Source organism: Pseudomonas sp. BN102 (genome assembly GCF_029871245.1).
Lineage (GTDB): Bacteria > Pseudomonadota > Gammaproteobacteria > Pseudomonadales > Pseudomonadaceae > Metapseudomonas.
This window is the reverse complement of sequence record NZ_SSON01000016.1, coordinates 1-20,016: the sequence shown is the minus strand read 5'-3', so window position 1 is coordinate 20,016 and position 20,016 is coordinate 1. Positions and strand designations below refer to the sequence as shown.

Sequence of the window (20,016 nt, the reverse complement as noted above, 5' to 3'; positions counted from 1 at the left end):
GGCATGGGCATGCCCAAGGTGATCTCCGCGCAGGTGGAAGAGATGGTCAACGCGGCCAACCTGTCCTTCGGCCTCTACCCGATGCTGACCGCCGGCGCCTGCCTGTCGCTCAACGCCCATGCCAGCGACGAGCTGAAGGAAAAGTACCTGCCGAACATGTACGCGGGTGTCTGGGCCGGGTCCATGTGCCTGACCGAACCCCATGCCGGCACCGACCTCGGCATCATCCGCACCAAGGCCGAACCCCAGGCCGACGGCAGCTACAAGATCAGCGGCACCAAGATCTTCATCACCGGCGGCGAGCACGACCTGACCGAGAACATCATCCACCTGGTGCTGGCCAAGCTGCCGGACGCCCCGGCCGGTCCGAAGGGCATCTCGCTGTTCCTGGTGCCCAAGGTGATGGTCAACGCCGACGGCTCGCTGGGCGAGCAGAACGCGGTGTCCTGCGGCTCCATCGAGCACAAGATGGGCATCAAGGCCTCGGCCACCTGCGTGATGAACTTCGACGGCGCCACCGGCTACATCGTCGATGCGCCGAACAAGGGCCTGGCCGCCATGTTCACCATGATGAACTACGAGCGCCTGGGCGTCGGCATCCAGGGCCTGGCCTCCGGCGAGCGCTCCTACCAGAGCGCCGTGGAATACGCCCGCGAGCGCATCCAGAGCCGGGCGCCGACCGGCCCGGTCGCCAAGGACAAGGCCGCCGACCCGATCATCGTGCACCCCGATGTACGCCGCATGCTGCTGACCATGAAAGCCGCCAACGAGGGCGGCCGCGCCTTCTCCAGCTACGTCGCCATGCAGCTGGACACCGCCAAGTTCAGCGAGGACGCCGCGGTGCGCAAGCGCGCCGAGGAAATGGTCGCCCTGCTGACCCCGGTGGCCAAGGCCTTCCTCACCGACCTCGGCCTGGAAACCACCGTCCACGGCCAGCAGGTCTTCGGCGGCCACGGCTTCATCCGTGAGTGGGGCCAGGAGCAACTGGTGCGCGACGTGCGCATCACCCAGATCTACGAAGGCACCAACGGCATCCAGGCCCTCGACCTGATGGGCCGCAAGGTGGTGGGCAGCGGCGGCGCGTTCTACCAGCACTTCGCCGACGAGATCAAAGCCTTCGCCAGTGGCGCCTCCGCCGAGCTGAGCGAATTCGTCGAGCCGCTGAAGGCCGCCATCGCCAATCTCGACGAGCTGACCGCCTGGGTCCTGGACCGCGCCAAGACCAACCCCAACGAGATCGGCGCCGCCTCGGTGGAATACCTCCACGTGTTCGGCTACACCGCCTATGCCTACATGTGGGCGCTGATGGCCCGCGCGGCCCTGGGCAAGGAAGTCCAGGACGAGTTCTACGCCAGCAAGCTCGGCACGGCGCGCTTCTACTTCGCCCGCCTGCTGCCGCGCATCCACTCCCTGACCGCCTCGGTCAAGGCCGGCAGCGAGTCGCTCTACCTGCTGGACGCCGCGCAGTTCTGATCGCCGAACGGCTCATTTCGCCCAGGTTCAGCTGTGGCCTGGGCAAACCCTCTACCACCCACGCAAGTCGCTGGCCCTGGCCACGGCTCGCCGGCTCATGAGCGGCGGGCAAGCCGTGGCGGAAGCATCGCGCAACTCGCAGCCTCGGGCCCACGCGGCGCCTTGGATGCGCAGGCTTGTCGAAGGCGCCAGCCAACACCCGTGAATAACGGGATCAGGAAATACAACCATGCTGAAAACAAAAATAATTCCGGCGGCGCAAGACGCCTATGACTACCCACTGCTGATCAAGAGCCTGCTGCTGTCGGGCGTGCGATATGAGCCTGAACAGGAGATCGTTTACGCCGACAAGCTGCGCTACAACTACCGGACGCTCAACGAGCGGATCCAGAGGCTCGCCAATGCCCTGACGGCGGCGGGAGTCAAGGCCGGGGATGTTGTGGCGCTGCTGGATTGGGACAGTCATCGCTACCTGGAATGCTTCTTCGCCGTCCCCATGATCGGTGCGGTGCTGCACACGGTGAACATCCGACTTTCTCCCGAGCAGGTGCTTTACACCATGAACCACGCCGAAGATGGCCTGGTACTGGTGCACGACGATTTCCTGCCCCTGGTCGAGCAGATCCATGACGAGCTGAAGACCGTCAAGGGCTACATCCAGCTCAGTGACAAGGGGGCGAGCGCTACCGGGCTGCCGGTGCTGGGCGAGTACGAGCAGCTGCTATCGGAGGCTGCGAGTCAGTACGCCTTCCCCGATTTCGACGAAAGGTCGGTGGCAACCGTCTTCTACACGACTGGCACCACCGGAAACCCGAAAGGCGTCTACTTCACGCACCGCCAGTTGGTGCTGCATACCTTGAACACCGTCGGCGCCCTTGGGGCGTACCAGGGCGTGCCCTTGTTGCGCTCCGACGATGTCTACATGCCGATCACGCCGATGTTCCATGTGCATGCCTGGGGCGTGCCCTATGTCGCGACCCTGATGGGGATCAAACAGGTCTATCCCGGGCGATACGAGCCCAATAGCCTGGTCAGGCTCTACCGGGAAGAGAAGGTGACCTTCTCCCACTGCGTGCCCACCATCCTGCAGATGATCCTGGGTTGCACCGAAGCGGAGCGGACCAGCTTCGATGGCTGGAAAATGCTCCTCGGCGGTAGTGCCTTGACGCTGGGCATAGCGGGGCAGGCAGCGGAAAAAGGCATTCGCGTGCATAGCGGGTATGGGATGTCCGAGACCTGTCCGTTGCTCTGTGTCACCTACCTGCGAGCCGAAGAGCTGGAGCAGCCGATGGATACCCAGCTGGCCGTGCGAGTCAGGGCGGGCGTTCCGGTGCCGATGGTCGACCTGCGAATCGTCGATGCCAGCGGCAATGACGTGCCGCACGATGGCGTGTCCCAGGGCGAGGTCGTGGTGCGTGCGCCCTGGCTGACGCAAGGCTATCTGAACGAGCCCGAAAAGGGCGCCGAGCTTTGGGACGGCGGCTGGTTGCACACCGGCGACATCGCCTCGATCGATGCCCGTGGCGGGGTGGAAATCAAGGACCGGATCAAGGACGTGATCAAGACCGGGGGCGAGTGGATCAGCTCCCTGGAACTGGAGAGCCTGATCAGCGAGCACCCGGCGGTCGTCTCGGTAGCGGTGGTGGGGATTCCCGACGAGCAATGGGGCGAACGGCCCATGGCCATGGTGGTCTGCGCACCCGGGAGCAGCCTCGATCGGAAGGCCATGGAAGCTCACCTGCAGCAGTTCGTCGACAGCGGGCACATCAACAAGTGGGCGATACCCAAGCAGATCAGCTTCGTTGCCGAGATACCCAAGACCAGTGTCGGCAAGATCGACAAGAAGCGCATACGCGAACTCGAGTTGGCCAAAGTCGCGCAGCACCGGCCGGGATAGTCGGTTTCGACAAGGGGAAAAGAGCCTGGTGTCGTTTCCTGGTCGCCAGGCCGGGGGCGAGCCAGGTCTGTTCGGGGTGGCCGTCGCCCGTCCGGGTGTCGCGCGGCTGCGGCTGGATGGGCGGGCGCATCCGGTGTCACGAAATGAATGACGGCTGTCGCCTGATGAGAAGTGTCCGGTTCGCCAGCCGCTTACAGTCGATTCCATTCAACGCAAATGGATGCCATCGCCTGGAAGTTGCAAGAGTCAGCCCCCGCTGATCAGGTCGGGGGCCGGATGCTGTGTCCGCCCGGGGCAGGTCGCCGACCGCGCCGGGGGTACAGGGTCCGGATCAGGGGCGGGCAGCCACGACCTGCCCGTCCCTGGTCGACCATGGCGATCGACCCGGAACAACCTGCAGACGCAAGTCAGCCAGGCGGACGCGTGACCTCGATGCCATTGATGGCTTACGAGGACGAGGGGACGCTTCAACTGCGCGGCCCCCTGGACAAATGCCCTGAACCCCGAGAGCCGCAATGAGCAAGACCCCTCGCGCAACCCAGACTCCAACGCCCGCCAAGCGTCGTCCATCCGCCGGCAGAAGCCGTCGCACAGGCAAAGACCTCGAACTCGCGGGCAATGCCCAGGAACAAGAGCTGGCGGGCGCCGCCGTGAATCACACGCTGGCAGGCAACCCACTGGTCAGTGTGCGCCCAGCGGACCTGGCCGCCTCCGCCGGCCACCTGTTCAAGGCCCTGGGCAAGGCGCCGCTCAAGGCTGGGCAGCACTTCGGCGGTTACCTGAAAGAGCTGCGCGGCATAGTCGGTGGCACTTCCAGCGTCGCCCCGAACCCCAGGGACAAGCGTTTCGTCGATCCTGCCTGGCAATCCAATTACCTGTTGCGCACCCTCCTGCAAAGCTACCTGGCTGGCCAGAGCGAACTCAATCGCTTCATCGAGACCTCTGATCTCGCCCCGCTGGAGAAGGCCCGGGCCCAGTTCGTCGCGTCCCTGCTCGCCGATGCAGTGGCGCCGAGCAACTTGCTGCTGACCAACCCGGTGGCGCTGCGCAAGCTGGTGGACACCGGCGGCATGAACCTGGTCCGGGGCGTTCGACAGTTCACCTACGATTTGCTGAACAACCGGGGGCTGCCGGCGCAGGTCGACAGCACTCCGTTCAAGGTGGGGGAGAACGTCGCTACGGCCAAGGGCGAAGTGGTGTTCCGCAACGAGATGTTCGAGCTGTTGCAGTTCGCGCCGACCACGGAGAAGGTCCACGCCAGGCCGCTGGTGATGTCACCGCCACAGATCAACAAGTACTACGCCATCGACCTGTCGCCGGAGAAGAGCCTGATCAAGTGGGTGCAGGACAGCGGCGTGCAATTGTTCGTCATCAGCTGGCGCAATCCGACGAGCGAGCACCGGGATTGGGGACTGTCCGATTACGCGCTGTGCCTCGACCAGGCGGTCGAAGTGGCGTGCAAGATCACCGGCAGCCCGGATGTGAACATGTGGGGTTCCTGCTCGGGTGGCATCACCCTTGCTGCCTACCTGGGCTGGCTGGCGGCTCGTGGCGAAGGCCACAAGGTGGCCAACACCAGTTGGGCCGTTTGCGTGCTCGACATGCCGGCGGCACTCGACGACTCCACGCTCGGACTCTTCACCACCCCGTCAGCCTTGCGCGCGGCCAAGGCGAGCTCGCGGCGCAAGGGCGTGTTGAGCGGCCAGGACATGGCGCGCATGTTCGCCTGGATGCGGCCCAACGACCTGATCTGGAACTACTGGGTCAACAATTACCTGCTCGGAAACAAGCCGCCGGCCTTCGATATCCTGGCCTGGAACAACGACACCACGCGGCTGCCGGCACAATTGCACGCCGACTACCTCGACCTGGTTCAGCTGAATCCCTACAGCAACCCCGGGGTCATGGAAATCGCCGGCGAGTCGATCGATATGACCAAGGTCAAGGTCGGCGCCTATGTGATCGGGGGCACCACTGACCACATCACGCCCTGGCAGGGTTGCTATGGCACGGCGCGCCTGTTCGGCGAGGACACCACCTTCGTGCTGTCCAACGCCGGCCACCTGCAGAGCCTGGTCAATCCGCCGGGCAACCCCAAATCCTATTTCTATGCGGCCCCGGCGGCCGCCAGTGAGCCAGAGGCCTGGCTGCAGGGCGCGGGGGAACGCCAGGTAGGCAGTTGGTGGCCGCATTGGCGCGAGTGGATCCAGCAACGTTCGGGGGAGAGCCTGCCGGCACCGAAGAAGCCCGGCTCGCGCAAGTACCCGCCCTTGGGCGCCGCTCCCGGCAGCTACGTACTGGAGCATTGACACCGAAGACATCCATCGGCCGGGCATTCGCTTCCGCGGGTGCGCCGGCCGTTGCAGCACGCTCCTCGGCCCTGAACGATATCGGCGCACGAAGGCAGGGCCGGGCCCATTAAATGTAGGAACCGAAATAACAACAAGAAACGAGGTTAGGGACAATGCGATCGACTGTGATGTTGTGCCTGCTGTACCTGCTTTCTGCGATGACCTGGGGCGATGGACGAAGCGACCAGCAGTTGAGCGAGCTGGCTAGTCGAAGCCAGCTGTTGTGCGCCAGTAGCATGCTGTATTTCAACCCGGAAGATCGCGCGCCCGACCCCCGAAGCCTGACGGTGGTATTCCACCATCTCGGTGTGCTGGAGACCCATGTACTGCAACTCGGGCAACCGACCTCGCTGGTACAGCCCCTGCAAGCGATGAAGCGCACATTCGCGCAACTGGAGGGTGTGCCCGTCAGCCAGCGCCAGCACTACCCGGACCTGCTCCGGCAGCTGCTGTTGCATCAGCGGCAATTGCATCGGGCCGTGGTCGACATCCAGGCCAGCGCCCCGCAGAGTGGGTCCCCGGCTACCCCGGAGCAGCGGTTCAATGCCCAAAGCCAGGCCCTTGCAAGCCTGCTGATGGACTACCAGCTGCGCTTCTACCCGCTGTCCGACAAGCAAGAGTTCGCCTTGACGCGGGAACAGGTGCAGGAGCTTGACCGGGACATCGACCAGCGTTTCGAGACGCTGCAGGCCGAGCGCACCGAGCAGGCCGAGGCACTGGCCAGGATCAGGGGCAACTACCAGTTCGTGCGTGCCCAGCTGCTGCAGGACAAGGGGCGAGCGCATGGCGGCGTTGAGTTCTACCTCAGTCGCGCGGTGGCCGACCTCGATGAGCTGGCGATCACGACACTCGCCACAGATGCAGGGCAGGGGTCGCTCCGACCGCCGGAATGACACCGGATTGCAGTCGCCTGCCGCGCGGCGATGCTGGATTTCTCGTGGGGGATGCAGCCTTCGCGGATAAGTTTGCGACTTCCTGCGAGCTGCCGCCTCTTGATACCTCATCTGCATGTCGTCGGAAGTGGCCTCGTCAACCGTCAGGCGGTAGCGTCGAATGCCGCGTGATAGCTCACCTCGCCCTCGGCCCAGTTGCCGCCGAGGGAGAGCGCCTGGAAGTATTCGGCAGGCACGCCGGGAAGCACCAGCCCGGGATGGACGACAAAGCCGAAGCGGCTGTAGTAGCCGGGATCGCCCAGCAGCACGCAGCCTTCCGCGCCCAGGTCGCGCAGCCCGGCCAGTGCCGCCACCATCAGGCGCGAGCCGATGCCCGCGCCCTGGCGCGCGGGCATCACCGAGATGGGGCCGAGGCCGTACCAGCCGGTGGCGCCGGAGGAGATGTGCACCGGCGACAGCGCCACATGTCCGACCAGCTCGCCATCCTCCAGGGCCACCAGGGAGAGGGTCAGCTGCCCGGTCCGGCGCAGTGCGTCGACGATGAACTGCTCGGTGCCGCTGCGATGGGGGGCATGCAGGAAGGCGTCCGCGGTCAGGCGCTCGATGGCCGGGATATCGGCGGAAGTCTCAGGGCGAATCGACAGGGTCATGGTTTTGCGCCTGGTGCCGGGGCCGGGGCCGAGTTGGGCAGGGCCACGCCCTTGGGCCAGAGCAGCCAGATCTGCCCTTGCTGCTTCATGTTGCCGGCCAGCTCGCCAGCCTCGGCACCGGTACCCCAGAACAGGTCGGCGCGGACTTCGCCGGCAATGGCGCCGCCGGTGTCCTGGGCTGCCACCGGGCGGATCACCGGGCTGCCGTCGGGGCGGCTGGTGGAGAGCCAGAGCAGGCTGCCGAGCGGGATCACCTTGCGGTCGATCGCGACGCTGTAGCCGGCGGTCAGGGGCACGTTGAGGGAGCCGCGGGGGCCTTCGCTGCTGTCCGGGTTGAGGCCGAAGAAGACGAAGCTCGGGTTGCTCGCCAGCAGTTCCGGCACCCGTTGCGGGTTGGCCTCGGCCCAGCCGCGGATGCTGCCCATGTTGACCTCTTCCTGTTTCAGCTGGCCTTGCTCAACCAGCCAGCGGCCCACGGGGCGATAGGGATGGCCGTTCTGGTCGGCATAGCCGATGCGCAGCTGCCGGCCGCTTTCCAGCTGGATGCGGCCGGAGCCCTGAATCTGCAGGAACTGCAGGTCCATCGGGTCGCGCAGCCAGGCCAGCACCGGCGCTTTGGCGCCCTGTTCGCGAATGGTGGCGGCGTCGTCGTACGGCTTGAGGAATCGGCCCTCCAGGCGGCCGCGCAGGCGCTTGCCCTTCAGCTCGGGGTAGAGGCTGTCGAGCGCTACCACCACCATGTCCTCCGGGATGCCATAGACCGGCACCTGGGTCTGCTCGCTGCGTTCCAGGCTGCCGGGGTAGACCGGTTCGTAGTAGCCGGTGATCAGGCCCTGGGGGCTGTTGCGCGCGGAGCGCAGGCTATAGACCTCCAGCTGGGCCTTGAGATAGGCGCGTATGGCGGCGGCGTCTTCGGTCACCTGGCTGGCGCTGGTGCAGGTGACGGCCCAGACCGGGTCCTTGGCTAGCCGTGCGCAGGCCGAGCGCCAGGCAGTGAAGCCGGCCAGCAGGTCGGCGTCGCTGGTGACGGGCAGTTCTTCCCAGTTGGCCTTGGTGTAGGTGTCGACCTTGACCGGCTCGAGCTTGGTGGGCTCCTTGTCGCAACCGGCGACCAGGGAGAGCAGGGCGGCGACGCACAGCGCCAGCCGGCCTCGGCGGAACAGGGGGGCAATCACGTCTTGGTGTTCCTGGTGGGGATTCGAGGCGGGCTAGCTTGGGGAATAGCCGCGGCAAGGTCAAATTCAACAGTCGCTTCCATTGATCCAAGGCACTGAAACCAAAAGGAAATATTCATCTAATAGGGTGCTCGCAGCCTTTCCAGAGACCATCGGTGTGACTCGTAACCTCAGAAACTTTCGCAAGACCCTGGATGCTGTGGCCATGAACAATGAAGCCGCCGCCATCGCCGTGATGCGCGCCGCCGACCGTATAGGCGACGCCGCGCTGAAGGAGCAGCTGTTCCATGTGATCCAGCGCATGAACCAGGACGCGGCCGAGCTGCGTGTGGTTCGCGACCATGTGGGCTGAAAGGGATTGCGCTCGATGGGCAGAAATTGCTGCTTGACCTGGGGTGCGCCGGCCATCTAGATTGCCCGCCATGTCTAAATCCCCTTGGTTGTCCGGCCCCGCGATTATTACCGCCATTCCAGCAGTGGCGGGTTAGCCGACGACCAAACAGAAACCCGCCCTCGAGGCGGGTTTCTTCCTTCTGTCTCCTGGGCGAAAAAATCGAAACCAGGAGTCACACATGAACACCCTCAGCACCTGCCCCGCAGACCCATTGACCGAGCGCCCGCTGGAATCCCGCGAGGGCTTGCTCAAGCATTACGTGCGCAAGATCCTCGCGGCGCCCGTGTACGACGTGGCCATCGAAACGCCCTTGCAGCCGGCGCGCCAGCTCAGCGAGCGCCTGGGCAACCAGGTACTGCTCAAACGCGAGGACCTGCAGCCGGTCTACTCCTTCAAGATTCGCGGCGCCTACAACCGTGTTGTGCAACTGAGCGAGGAAGAGCGCGCCCGTGGCGTGATCGCCGCCTCGGCCGGCAACCATGCCCAGGGCCTGGCGCTGGCGGCGCGGGAGCTGGGTGTGCGGGCGACCATCGTGATGCCGCGCACCACCCCCGAGCTGAAGGTGCAGGGCGTGCGCTCCCGAGGCGGCAAGGTGGTGCTGCACGGCGACGCCTTCCCCGATGCCCTGGACCATGCCCTGCAGCTGGCGGAGGAGAGGGGCCTGACCTTCGTCCCGCCCTACGACGACCCGGACGTGATCGCCGGCCAGGGCACCGTGGCCATGGAAATCCTCCGCCAGCACGCGGGAAGGCTGGACGCCATCTTCGTGCCGGTGGGCGGCGGCAGCCTGATCGCCGGCATCGCCGCCTATGTGAAGTACCTGCGTCCCGAGGTGAAGGTGATCGGCGTCGAGCCGGAGGACTCCAATTGCCTGCAAGCCGCACTTGCCGCCGGCGAGCGCGTGGTGCTGAACCAGGTCGGGCTGTTCGCCGACGGCGTGGCAGTGGCGCAGATCGGCGCGCACAACTTCGAGGTCTGCCGGCATTTCGTCGATGAAGTGCTGACTGTGAGCGCCGATGAAATCTGCGCCGCGATCAAGGACATCTACGACGACACTCGCTCCATCACCGAGCCGGCCGGCGCCCTGGCCGTCGCCGGGATCAAGAAGTACGTGGAGCGCGAAGGTGCCAGCGGCCAGACCCTGGTGGCCATCGACTCCGGCGCCAACATCAACTTCGACCGCCTGCGCCACGTGGCCGAGCGCGCCGAGTTGGGCGAGAAACGCGAAGCCATCATCGCCGTGACCCTCGCGGAGCGGCCGGGCAGCTTCAAGGCCTTCTGCGAGGCGCTGGGCCGGCGCCAGATCACCGAGTTCAACTACCGCTACAACTCGGACAGCGAGGCACACATCTTCGTCGGCGTGCAGACCCATCCGTTGACCGATCCGCGTGCGGCGCTGGTGGAGAACCTGCAGGCCCAGGGCTTCCCGGTGCTGGACCTGACCGACAACGAACTGGCGAAGCTGCACCTGCGCCACATGGTGGGCGGCCACGCGCCGCAGATCGGCGATGAGATGCTGCTGCGCTTCGAGTTCCCCGAGCGCCCAGGCGCGTTGTTCAATTTCCTCAATAAGCTCGGCGGGCGCTGGAACATCACCCTGTTCCACTATCGCAATCATGGCGCGGCCGATGGCCGTGTACTGGCAGGCCTGGCGGTTCCGCCGGAGGAGCGGAACCAGGTGCGCGCCGCCCTGGACGAGATCGGCTATCCGTACTGGGACGAGAGCGACAACCCGGCGTGCAGGCTGTTCCTCGGCTAGGTCATGCTGTTCTGTAGGGGCGATTTCAATCGCCAAGCGGACCGCAGGTTCGCCATTTGCCTAGCGAAAGGGCAGCTGTGCTGCCCTTGGCCAATGAATTCGCCCCTACAAGTTAGCGCCCAGGCGGGATCGTTTTCCCGATAAAGGTTCCTCGTCAGACAATTCCGACAAACGCTATGTTAACGCTAACAATCTGATGTTAGAGTTCGCTCCATTCGTTGACCTACCCCTTTGGAGGACTGTCCATGTTGACCTGCGGAGAGCTGCTGGTTGAGCTGCTGGAAGGCTTTGGCGTGGATACCGTGTTCGGTATCCCCGGTGTACACACGGTGGAGCTGTATCGCGGCCTGCCGAATACCCGCATCCGTCATGTGACTCCGCGCCACGAGCAGGGCGCCGGCTTCATGGCCGACGGCTATGCCCGCGTCTCCGGCAAGCCGGGCGTGTGCTTCATCATCACCGGCCCGGGCATGACCAACATCACCACCGCCATGGGCCAGGCCTACGCCGACTCCATCCCCATGTTGGTGATCTCCAGCGTCAACAACACCGAACAGCTAGGCATGGGCGGCGGGCGCCTGCATGAGCTGCCGTCCCAGCGCAACCTGGTGTCCGGCGTCGCCGCCTTCAGCCACACCCTGATGCGTCCGGACGAGTTGCCGGAAGTGCTGACCCGCGCCTTCGCCGTGTTCAATGGCGCCCGTCCGCGTCCGGTGCATATCGAGATCCCGATCGACGTGATAACCGCGCCGGCCGATCATGTGCGTCGTAAGTTGGGCGCGCTGCCGAGCCGCCCGGGTCCGTGCGCGGATGCCATCCAGCGTGCCGCACAGATGCTCAAGGCGGCCAAGCGCCCGCTGGTCCTGCTGGGCGGCGGCTGCGCCGATGCCGGCGCCGAGGCCCAGCGCCTGGTGGAGGCCCTGGACGCACCGACCGCCTACACCATCAATGCCAAGGGCGTGCTGCCCAAGGACCACCCCCTGGCGCTGGGCTGCAACCAGGCCTGGGTGCCGGTGCGCCAGATGGCGCTGGAATCGGACGTGGTGCTGGCGATCGGCACTGAGCTGGGCGAAACGGACTATGACGTCGTGTTCGACGGCAACTTCCGCATCGAAAGCCAACTGATCCGTATCGATATCGACGCCGAGCAGCTGAACCGCAACTACCCGGCCGACGTGGCCATCCTCAGCGATGCCGGCATGGCGATGAAGGCGCTGGCGAATGCCCTGGGGCAGGGCGCCGCGTTCAGCGCCGAGAGCGCCGGTTCGCAGCGCGCCGCGGCAGTCCGCGAGCAACTGGATGCCCAGTGGCCGGAAGCCTGGAACGGCCAGCGCAAGGTCCTGGAGACCCTGCAGCAGACCCTTCCGGACCTGATCGTGGCGGGCGATTCGACCCAGCCGGTGTATTCGGGCAACCACCTGTTCGAGGCCACCCGCCCGCGTAGCTGGTTCAACTCCGCTACCGGCTACGGCACCCTTGGCTACGGCCTGCCGGCGGCCATCGGCGCCAAGCTGGCGGCGCCGCAGCGCCCGGTGATCGCCCTGATTGGCGACGGTGGCATCCAGTTCACCTTGCCGGAGCTGGCCTCGGCCGTGGAAGCCGGCGCGCCGATCATCGTGCTGCTGTGGAACAACAGCGGCTACGGCGAGATCAAGCGTTACATGAAGAACCGTGACATCCCCACCATCGGCGTCGATATCTACACCCCGGACTTCCAGGGCCTGGCCAAGGCGTTCGGCTGCAATGCCGAGAAGGCCGAGAGCCTGGAGCACCTGGCCGAGCTGCTGAAGACCGCCGCCAAGGCCGATCGCCCGACCGTGATCGAGGTGTGGGAGCATGCGGAGTTCCTGCAGTAACAGGGCGTGGCCTTCGCTTTTCTGTGGGGGCGATTTCAATCGCTATGCGGACCGCAGGTTCGCCTTTCGAATTTCCGGGGGCAGCTGCGCTGCCCTTCGCGAATGAATTCGCCCCCACAAGAGCGGCGCATGTGTTGCCCGGAGGCTGTAACAGGGATAATGCCCATCCCCGATAGGCGCCAGAGGCCAGGATGTCGACCAAGAGCAAACCCACCCTGCTGGATGTAGCCCGATTGGCCGGGGTTTCCGGCATGACGGTGTCGCGGGCGCTGAGCAAGCCGGACAAGGTCTCGGAGCAGACCCGGCAGAAGATCGAGCAGGCGGTTCGCGAGCTGGGCTACGTGCCCAACCTGGCTGCCAGCCAGCTGGTGACGCGCCGCAGCGGCATCATTGGCGCGCTGATCACGACCATCACCAACCCCATTCTCGCCACCACCATCGAGACTCTGCAGCAGGGTCTGGCCAGGGCCGGTTATCACCTGTTGATCGGGGAAACCCGCTTCTCACAGGAAGAAGAAACCAAGCTGCTGCGAGCCTTCCTCGGCCGCCAGCTGGACGGCCTGATCCTCGCCTACGGCTACCACGCGCCGGAAACCCTGGAACTGCTGCAGTCCACCGATATCCCGCTGATCGAGCTATGGGACCTGCCCGAAGGCGAAGTGCCGCGCCAGCCCGTGGGGCAGGTGGTGGGTTTCTCCAACTGGGCCGCGGGTGCCGCCGCCGGGCGCCATCTGGTGGAGTGCGGTTATCGCCGGCCGGCCTTCTTCGGCTACGACGACGATCGCGAGAACCTGCGTTTCGCTGGCTTCCGCCAGGCGGTGAGCGAGGGGCTGGGCGTCGATCCGCTGCGTCTGAACACTTCTCCTGTGCCCCATATCGATGACGGCGTGGACGTCATCCAGCGCATCGCCCGCGGCGAAATCGACTGCGACAGCGCCTTCTTCACCAACGATATGCCGGCCATCGGCGCGCTCTTCACCTGCCAGCGTCTGGGCATCCGGGTGCCGGACGAACTGGGCATCTGCGGCTTCGGCGACTTGCCCATAGCTCGGGTGGCCATGCCGTCGCTGACCACCGTGCGTATCCCCGCCGAGCGCGTGGCCAATTCGACGGTCGAGCTCCTTTGCCAGCGCATCCGCGGCGAACAGTCCTGGGATGCGCTGGTGGATGTGGGCAGCGAACTGGTGGCGCGGGAGTCCACCGCGCTCCGGCGGTTGTAGGGGCACCTTCCTTGTAGGGGCGAATGAATTCGCCGCTACAGGTTATCCGCCCGTGAGCAACCACTGCGCAAACGCCCTGACCCTGGCGTCCCGGCATCCTTCCGCCACCACCAGGTAGTAATCCCCGCACACCAGCGGTTCCCGACTGGCAACCACCAGCCGGCCGGCGTCCACTTCTGGAGCAACGAAATACCGCGGCAGCACCGTGATGCCCAATCCATGCAGCGCCGCGTCGAGGACGAACTGGAAATGTTCCAGGCGCTGGCCGGGCAGGGCGTCGATTTCTCGTGGCGAAAGCCCGGCGTCCAGCAGCCAGAGCTGGGTGGAGGACTTGCCCTGGGCGGTGAGGGCGCTGTGGTGGAGCAGGGGATAGCGGAGGATGTCTCGTCGTTCGACCACCGGGCCGTGGCGCTGGAGCAGATCCCGGGTGCAGACCGCGACCATTTCACCGGTCATCAGCAGCTGGGCCTCGTAGCCCGGCCAGTGGCCGTCGCCAAACAGGATGGCGAGGTCGAAGCCGTCCAATTGCTCGTAAAGCCGGTGAAGGTCGTTCATCACCTGCAGCTCGAGGCCAGGATGCAGTTGCCCGTACTCCTTGAGCTTCGGCAGTAGCCAACGGGTGGTCAGCGAGGGCTCCGCGCCGATCCGCAAGTGGCCGGATCGACCGCCCGCGACACGCTGGGTGGCGTCCTCCAGTTGATCCAGTAGCGGGCTGATCTCGTCCACATAGCGCCGGCCATCCTCGGTCAGCAACAGGCGCTGCCGGACCTTTTCAACCAGCGGGCGGCCTAGTAAGTCCTCGAGGTTCTTGATCTGCCGGCTCACGGCGCTCTGGGTCAGGCTGAGTTCTTCGGCGGCACGGGTGACGCTCATGTGCCGGGCGAAGGCGGCGAAGCAGATCAGGGAGATCATGCTGGGCAAGTGTCGGCGCATGGTGGTTCATTACGTTTCGGAATGAAATGGGGAAGATAAATCGATATCCGGGCGCCAACAAGCGGCCCTAGTCTGCCGGCCAGGGACGGGTCACGTCCCGCCGATTCCCTGACAAGCCTGCGGATGACTCGATGAACACAACGACAGAACAACAACTGCGCACCGACCTGGCCGCCGCCTACCGGCTGCTGGATCTCAATGGCTGGAGCGACCAGGTCTTCACCCATGTTTCGGTGCGCCTGCCCGGCGAAGAGCCCGCCTTCCTGATCAACCAGTACGGCCTGCGTCCCGAAGAGGTCAGCGCCTCCAACCTGGTGGCGATCGACGTCGACGGCAACAAGCTGGATGCGGGCTCGCCCGAGGTGAACCCCGCCGGTTTCACCATCCACAGCGCCATCCATATGCACCGCCACGACGCCGTCTGCGTGATGCACACCCATACCCTGGCCGGCATGGCCGTGGCTGCACTGGAGGAAGGCTTGCTGCCACTGAACCAGACCAACATGACCTTCTACGATCGGCTGGCCTACTACGACTACGAAGGCGTGCCGCTGGACCTCGAAGTCCGCGCGCGCATCGTTGCCGCCCTGGGCGACAAGAAGGCGGCGATCCTGCGCAACCACGGCCTGCTCACCGTCGGCCGCAGCGTGGCCGAGGCCTACTTCCTGATGTACTACCTGGACCAGGCCTGCCGCATCCAGCTGGAGGCCATGAAGGCCGGGCGGCCGCTGATCGTCCCGGATCACGACGCCTGCGAATTCACCGCGCGCCAGTTGAACAACGATCGCTATCACCTGGAGAGCGTGGATCTGGTGTGGCAGGCGGAGCTGCGCAGGCTGGACAGGATCGATTCGTCGTTCCGGGATTGAGCTGATGACGCTTTTCTTTGTGGGGGCGAATTCATTCGCTATGGGCAGCGCAGCTGCCCCGATGGAGGCATCAGGGCGAACCTGCGGTCCGCTCAGCGATTGAAATCGCCCCCACAGGAGCGTATAGCCTCAGCACCAATAGAAAACCCGGATCGAATCCGGGTTTTCTCGTTTCAGGCCGGCGCCGTTGCCAGCCTTGTCGAGGCCTCCCTGGCCTTGCGCGCCGCCAGGTACTGGAACAGCAGGCGGGCACAGAGTACTAGCAGGGTAAGGCCGATCAGCAGTACCGAAATGGCTGCCACGCTGGGGTCGACGTTGTCGCGCAGGCCGCCCCAGATGCGCCGCGGCAGGGTGTTGACGTCGACGCTGGTGATGAACAGGGTCACCGCCACTTCCTCCCAGGACAGGGCGAAGCTGAGCAGGGCGGTGGAGGCGATGCCCAGCTTGAGGTTCGGCATCACCACCAGGAAGGTGGTCTGCATCAGGCTGGCGCCGAGGTTGCGTGAGGCCAGTTCGATACGCCGGTCGATCTGGCTGAGCGCCACCAGCATGGTCACCACGCCGTAGGGCACCACCATCACCACGTGGGCGATGATCACACCGGGAAGGGTGTCGTATCCGAAACCGGGGGCGATGCGCCCAAGGTTGGTCTCCATGAAGTACAGCACCAGGGCCGAGATCACCGGCGGGATGGCCATGGGCAGCAGCACCAGGCCGATCAGCAGGGTCGCCAGGCGCGATCGCAGGTACCAGATGCCGAGGCTGAAGCTCACCGCCAGGGCGGTGGCGATGATGCTGGTGGCAAAAGCGATGCCCAGGCTCTGGAGGATGCTCGCCAACCAGTCCGGATTGCCCAGCAGCGCCTCGTAGTGGCGCAGCGACCAGTTGCCGTTTGGCATCGACAGGTAGCGCTTGCTGGTGAACGAAACCGGAATGACGGTCAGCAGCGGGAACAGCATGAAGGCCATCGCGACCGTGGCCAGCAGTCGGGTGGAAAGGCCAGTGCGGTGTGTATTCATGATCGATCAGCCCACCAGGCGGTTGACACGGGTTATGCGCAGCAGCAGCCAGATCAGGGCGCTGACGAGGGCCAGCAGGACCACGCTGAGCGCGGCGCCCAGGCCCCAGTTGCTGGTCTGGAACATCTGCAGGAAGACGTACTCGGCGATCATCACCGTCTGCCCGCCGCCCAGCAGCACCGGGGTGATGAAGAAGCCCAGGCAGAACACGAAGACCATGATGAAGGCGCCCAGGAGGCCTGGCAGGGTTTGCGGCAGCAGCACCTGCCAGAAGGTGCGGAATGCGCCGGCGCCCAGCCCACGGGAGGCCAGCAGCACGCGCTGGTCGAGCTGGCGCATGCTGGAAAGCAGCGGGAACAGGGCGTAGGGCACCATGAAGTGGAGCATGCCGATGACTACGCCGGTCTCGTTGCGGGTCAACTGCAAGGGCGAGTCGATCAGCCCCAGGCCCATCAGGCCGCCGTTCAGGACGCCGTTGCCGCGCAGGGCGATCAGCCAGCCGAAGGCCCGCACCAGTACCGAGATCCAGAACGGGATGAAGATGCAGATCTCCACCATGCGTTGCCAGAACGGCGGGCTGAACACCCAGCAGTAGGCCAGCAGGTAGCCGATGATCAGCGCCAGGCTGCTGACCGTCAGGCACAGGCGCAGGGTGCGCCAGAGCATGTCGTGGATCGCGGGATCGGTGGCGATGCGCTGGTATTGCTCGATGCCGGGTTCCGGCAGGGTGAAGCTCCAGCCCACCACGCCGAGGAACGGCAGCAGGTAGAAGACCACCAGCAGCAAGGGCAGGGGGATCAGCAGCAGGCTGCGTTCCAGGTTGGCGGAGTGGGTCGTGCTCATGCGTGGCGGCTCACTTGGAAAGGCTGGTCAGGTACTGTTCCAGGGTGCTGGCGTAGTGGTCTGCATACCACTGGGTGTCGAGGAAGATCTGCTTCTTGAAGTTCTCCTCGGAGGCGCAGTCGGCCTCGCGTTGTTCCGCCGTCATCAGCTTCTGGGTAGAACCGTTGGAGGGGCCGTTGCCGAGCAGCTCGAAGAGCTTGAGCTGACCTTCGGGCTGCAGCGCGTGCTGGATGAAGCGCATGGCTTCCTGGCTGCCGGCGGGGTTGTCCGAGAGCACTGCCCAGCTGCTGGCGTTCAGGAAGGCGTTGTCGTAGCCCCAGCGGATGCGGCCTTCGCTGTCTTCGGCGAGCAGCTTGGCGCGGGTGCTCCAGATGGCGCCCATCGACACTTCGCCTTCGATCATCAGCTGCTGGCTTTCCGCGCCGGAGCTCCAGAAGGACAGTACGTGGGGCTTGAGCTCGTCGATCTTGCGCAGGGCGCGCGGCACGTCCAGCGGATACAGCTGATCGGCGGGCACGCCATCGGCCAACAGCGCGGCTTCCAGCATGCCGTTCATCCACTTGTAGAGGGTGCGCTTGCCGGGGAATTTCTCCACGTTCCAGAAATCCGCCCAGTTCGACGGGCCCTGGTCGCCGAACTGCTCGCTGTCCCAGGCCATCACGTAGCTGAACAGGTAGCCGGCGATGCCGTGGTCATGGGCCAGGCCGGGAGCAACCTGGTTACGCTGGATGACGCTGTAGTCCAGCGGCTGGAGGATCTTGTCGCGGCCCAGGGTCATGGCGCTGTAGCTGTCCACGTCGACCACGTCCCAGCTCGGCTTGCCGCTGGCCAGCTGCGAGCGGATGGCGCCCTCGGTAGGGCCGGCGCCGTCGATGCGAACCTGGATGCCGGTGCTCTGGCTGAAGCTGTCGGTCCAGGCGCGGCGGAAGGCGTCGAGGGCGTCGCCACCCCAGTTCACCACCACCAGCGGCTTGTCCGCCGCCCAGCTGATGCCGCTGCGCATGGCCAGCGGAACCGCCGCCAGCAGGCCCATGGCCTGGATGAAGTTGCGGCGGTTGATCTGCCCGCCACGGGCTTTCTCGATGAGGATTTCGATGCAGTCGCGTTGATGTTCCTGGCTCATTGGGCAAGTCCTCGCGTGGCAGGCCTCCAAGGGTGGGGCAGCTGCCGATTGTTGTTATCGGGAAACGCAGTGGAGAGACGCTGGGCGAGCGCTGGCTCAGGCCTGGAGGAGGAAGCTCCTCTGCACCGGCCAGCTCAGCCAGACCGGCGTACCGCTGGCCAACTGGGCACCCGGATGATTGCCGGGGACCGCCAGGTTGATGGCGGGAAGGTCCATGCCGACCTTGAGGGCCAGGTGGGTGCTGGCACCCTGGTAGACCTTTTCGGCAAGGTGGGCGGGCACCACGTTGTGGCCGCTGAGTTCGGGCCTTTCCGTGTGCAGGTCCATGTGTTCGGGGCGGACGGCCAGCAGCAGCGGCTCACCGCTCAGGGCATCGGGCGCGGCGGCATGCAGATGGTTATCGCCGCAGCGGCCGCTGGCGTGGCTGCCGTTGCGGGCAACGTCGGCCAGGGGAAAGAGGTTCATCTTGCCGAGGAACTCGGCGACGAAGCGGCTGTTGGGCCGGTCGTAGATGTCTTCCGGGCTGTCGACCTGGGCCAGGCGGCCCTGGTTGAAGATGGCAATGCGGGTGGACAGCGCCAGGGCCTCGCCCTGGTCGTGGGTGACGAAGACGAAGCTGGTGCCGACCTGGCGGTGGATGCGTTGCAGCTCGGCCTGGAGTTGCTCGCGCAGGTTCTTGTCCAGCGCCGACAGGGGTTCGTCGAGCAGCAGCAGGTCGGGTTCGAATACCAGTGCGCGGGCGATGGCGACGCGCTGCTGCTGTCCGCCGGAGAGTTCCGAAGGCTTCTTGTTCAGGTGGGCACCGAGGCCGACCACGTCGAGGATATGGCGGACCCTGCGCTGCCGCTCCTCCGCCTTGACCCCGCGAATGCGCAGCGGGTAGGCCACGTTGTCTGCCACCGTCATGTGCGGAAACAGCGCATAGCCCTGGAAGACCATGCCGAAGTTGCGCTTCTCCGCCGGGCGCCGGCTGATGTCGACGCCGTTCTCCATGAGCGACCCGGAGGTGGCTTCGAGGAAGCCCGCGAGGATCATCAGCAGGGTGGTCTTCCCCGAACCTGAAGGGCCGAGCAGGGTGAGGAACTCGCCTTGGCGAATGTCCAGGTCGATGCCGTCCAGGGCGGTGAATTGTCCGTACTGCTTACGGATCCCTTGGGCGCTGAGCTGGATAGCCTGACTGCTGGGCACGGTGGTGACTCCCCTTGTTGTGCCGGGACAGGTGGCGCTGTCCCCGAATTGGGCGTTCCGGCCATTATTGTCAAAGGCAGCGCTACATCAATGGAATTATTTCCGCATGAATGTTTAGTTTTTTTGGACATTCAGGCCGTTGTGTCGCAGGGGAGTCTGCGTAGGAGCGAGCTTGCTCGCGAAGGTGTCAGAGCGGGGCCGAAAGTGATGGGTATCGCAGTCTCAACCCAGCCTACGGGGTGCTGGGACCCGTAGGTTGGGCAGAGCTACGCGAAGCCCAACGCATCGGCGCTGGTCTGGGCCCTTCGTTGGGCCGCGCTGCGCTTGGCCCAACCTACAGGGAGGCCGGACAAGGTGTCAGCGGTTGTCCTGC

The 20,016-nt window shown here is 65.3% G+C and carries 16 protein-coding genes; 9 read left to right on the top strand and 7 right to left on the bottom strand.

Translation table 11 applies throughout. The features are described from left to right. From E8F12_RS01250 to E8F12_RS01235, 4 genes are all read left to right on the top strand, one after another. On the top strand, positions 1–1,473 hold a 1,473-nt coding region (locus E8F12_RS01250), incomplete at its 5' end, for an acyl-CoA dehydrogenase C-terminal domain-containing protein (RefSeq protein ID WP_280323468.1). A gap of 229 nt (positions 1,474–1,702) precedes the next feature. Then, positions 1,703–3,370: a fatty acid--CoA ligase gene (locus E8F12_RS01245; protein ID WP_280323467.1), complete on the top strand. Its 1,668-nt coding sequence runs from the start codon at positions 1,703–1,705 to the stop codon at positions 3,368–3,370. A 515-nt stretch (positions 3,371–3,885) separates the two neighbouring features. Further along, positions 3,886–5,679 (top strand): alpha/beta fold hydrolase, encoded by a 1,794-nt coding sequence (locus E8F12_RS01240; protein ID WP_280323466.1) that lies wholly within the window; start codon positions 3,886–3,888, stop codon positions 5,677–5,679. 155 nt (positions 5,680–5,834) lie between these two features. After that, positions 5,835–6,614: a hypothetical protein gene (locus E8F12_RS01235; protein WP_280323465.1), complete on the top strand. Its 780-nt coding sequence runs from the start codon at positions 5,835–5,837 to the stop codon at positions 6,612–6,614. A 143-nt stretch (positions 6,615–6,757) separates the two neighbouring features. Here the strand turns inward: E8F12_RS01235 and E8F12_RS01230 are convergent, their stop codons facing one another. Both E8F12_RS01230 and E8F12_RS01225 read right to left on the bottom strand, forming a co-directional pair. After that, positions 6,758–7,264 carry an N-acetyltransferase gene (locus tag E8F12_RS01230; RefSeq protein ID WP_280323464.1) on the bottom strand — a complete coding sequence of 169 codons (507 nt, stop codon included), beginning with the start codon at positions 7,262–7,264 and terminating at the stop codon, positions 6,758–6,760. Next, the gene (locus tag E8F12_RS01225) at positions 7,261–8,439 is read right to left on the bottom strand and encodes an MltA domain-containing protein (protein WP_280323463.1); all 1,179 of its coding nucleotides are present in this window, start codon (positions 8,437–8,439) and stop codon (positions 7,261–7,263) included. The genes E8F12_RS01230 and E8F12_RS01225 overlap by 4 nt, the downstream gene beginning before the upstream one ends. Positions 8,440–8,596: 157 nt before the next feature. Here E8F12_RS01225 and E8F12_RS01220 point away from each other — a divergent pair, with 157 nt between their 5' ends. From E8F12_RS01220 to E8F12_RS01205, 4 genes are all read left to right on the top strand, one after another. After that, positions 8,597–8,791, top strand: coding sequence for a hypothetical protein (locus E8F12_RS01220; RefSeq protein ID WP_280323462.1), 195 nt, complete (start codon positions 8,597–8,599; stop codon positions 8,789–8,791). Between the two features lie 220 nt (positions 8,792–9,011). Then, the gene (gene ilvA, locus E8F12_RS01215) at positions 9,012–10,592 is read left to right on the top strand and encodes a threonine ammonia-lyase, biosynthetic (protein ID WP_280323461.1); all 1,581 of its coding nucleotides are present in this window, start codon (positions 9,012–9,014) and stop codon (positions 10,590–10,592) included. 245 nt (positions 10,593–10,837) lie between these two features. Next, complete coding sequence (locus tag E8F12_RS01210; protein WP_280323460.1) at positions 10,838–12,448, top strand: 5-guanidino-2-oxopentanoate decarboxylase; 1,611 nt, start codon at positions 10,838–10,840, stop codon at positions 12,446–12,448. Between the two features lie 191 nt (positions 12,449–12,639). Further along, entirely contained in the window at positions 12,640–13,668 is a 1,029-nt protein-coding gene (locus E8F12_RS01205; RefSeq protein WP_280323459.1) for a LacI family DNA-binding transcriptional regulator, read from the top strand. Positions 13,669–13,710: 42 nt separating this feature from the next. Here E8F12_RS01205 and E8F12_RS01200 read toward each other — a convergent pair whose 3' ends face one another. Continuing rightward, a complete protein-coding gene (locus tag E8F12_RS01200) occupies positions 13,711–14,601 on the bottom strand; it encodes a LysR substrate-binding domain-containing protein (RefSeq protein WP_280323458.1) in 891 nt (296 codons plus the stop codon). 131 nt (positions 14,602–14,732) lie between these two features. On the opposite strand from E8F12_RS01200, the gene E8F12_RS01195 reads away from it, so the two are divergent. After that, positions 14,733–15,470, top strand: a complete 738-nt coding sequence (locus E8F12_RS01195; protein WP_280323457.1) for a class II aldolase/adducin family protein — start codon at positions 14,733–14,735, stop codon at positions 15,468–15,470. 173 nt (positions 15,471–15,643) lie between these two features. On the opposite strand, the gene E8F12_RS01190 is transcribed toward E8F12_RS01195, so the two are convergent. The 4 genes from E8F12_RS01190 to E8F12_RS01175 form a co-directional block, all read right to left on the bottom strand. Next, positions 15,644–16,489, bottom strand: a complete 846-nt coding sequence (locus tag E8F12_RS01190) for an ABC transporter permease (protein ID WP_280323456.1) — start codon at positions 16,487–16,489, stop codon at positions 15,644–15,646. A gap of 6 nt (positions 16,490–16,495) precedes the next feature. Continuing rightward, positions 16,496–17,332, bottom strand: coding sequence for an ABC transporter permease (locus E8F12_RS01185; protein ID WP_280323455.1), 837 nt, complete (start codon positions 17,330–17,332; stop codon positions 16,496–16,498). Between the two features lie 10 nt (positions 17,333–17,342). Further along, positions 17,343–18,455: an ABC transporter substrate-binding protein gene (locus E8F12_RS01180; RefSeq protein ID WP_280323454.1), complete on the bottom strand. Its 1,113-nt coding sequence runs from the start codon at positions 18,453–18,455 to the stop codon at positions 17,343–17,345. A 96-nt stretch (positions 18,456–18,551) separates the two neighbouring features. Then, entirely contained in the window at positions 18,552–19,643 is a 1,092-nt protein-coding gene (locus tag E8F12_RS01175; protein WP_280323453.1) for an ABC transporter ATP-binding protein, read from the bottom strand. Between the last annotated feature and the right edge of the window lie 373 nt (positions 19,644–20,016).

Coding starts and splice junctions, on each gene's coding strand:
- E8F12_RS01245 (WP_280323467.1), top strand. CDS start 1,703: ATGCTGAAAACAAAAATAATTCCGGCGGCGCAAGACGCCTATGACTAC.
- E8F12_RS01240 (WP_280323466.1), top strand. CDS start 3,886: ATGAGCAAGACCCCTCGCGCAACCCAGACTCCAACGCCCGCCAAGCGT.
- E8F12_RS01235 (WP_280323465.1), top strand. CDS start 5,835: ATGCGATCGACTGTGATGTTGTGCCTGCTGTACCTGCTTTCTGCGATG.
- E8F12_RS01230 (WP_280323464.1), bottom strand. CDS start 7,264: ATGACCCTGTCGATTCGCCCTGAGACTTCCGCCGATATCCCGGCCATC.
- ilvA (WP_280323461.1), top strand. CDS start 9,012: ATGAACACCCTCAGCACCTGCCCCGCAGACCCATTGACCGAGCGCCCG.
- E8F12_RS01210 (WP_280323460.1), top strand. CDS start 10,838: ATGTTGACCTGCGGAGAGCTGCTGGTTGAGCTGCTGGAAGGCTTTGGC.
- E8F12_RS01205 (WP_280323459.1), top strand. CDS start 12,640: ATGTCGACCAAGAGCAAACCCACCCTGCTGGATGTAGCCCGATTGGCC.
- E8F12_RS01200 (WP_280323458.1), bottom strand. CDS start 14,601: ATGCGCCGACACTTGCCCAGCATGATCTCCCTGATCTGCTTCGCCGCC.
- E8F12_RS01195 (WP_280323457.1), top strand. CDS start 14,733: ATGAACACAACGACAGAACAACAACTGCGCACCGACCTGGCCGCCGCC.
- E8F12_RS01190 (WP_280323456.1), bottom strand. CDS start 16,489: ATGAATACACACCGCACTGGCCTTTCCACCCGACTGCTGGCCACGGTC.
- E8F12_RS01185 (WP_280323455.1), bottom strand. CDS start 17,332: ATGAGCACGACCCACTCCGCCAACCTGGAACGCAGCCTGCTGCTGATC.
- E8F12_RS01180 (WP_280323454.1), bottom strand. CDS start 18,455: ATGAGCCAGGAACATCAACGCGACTGCATCGAAATCCTCATCGAGAAA.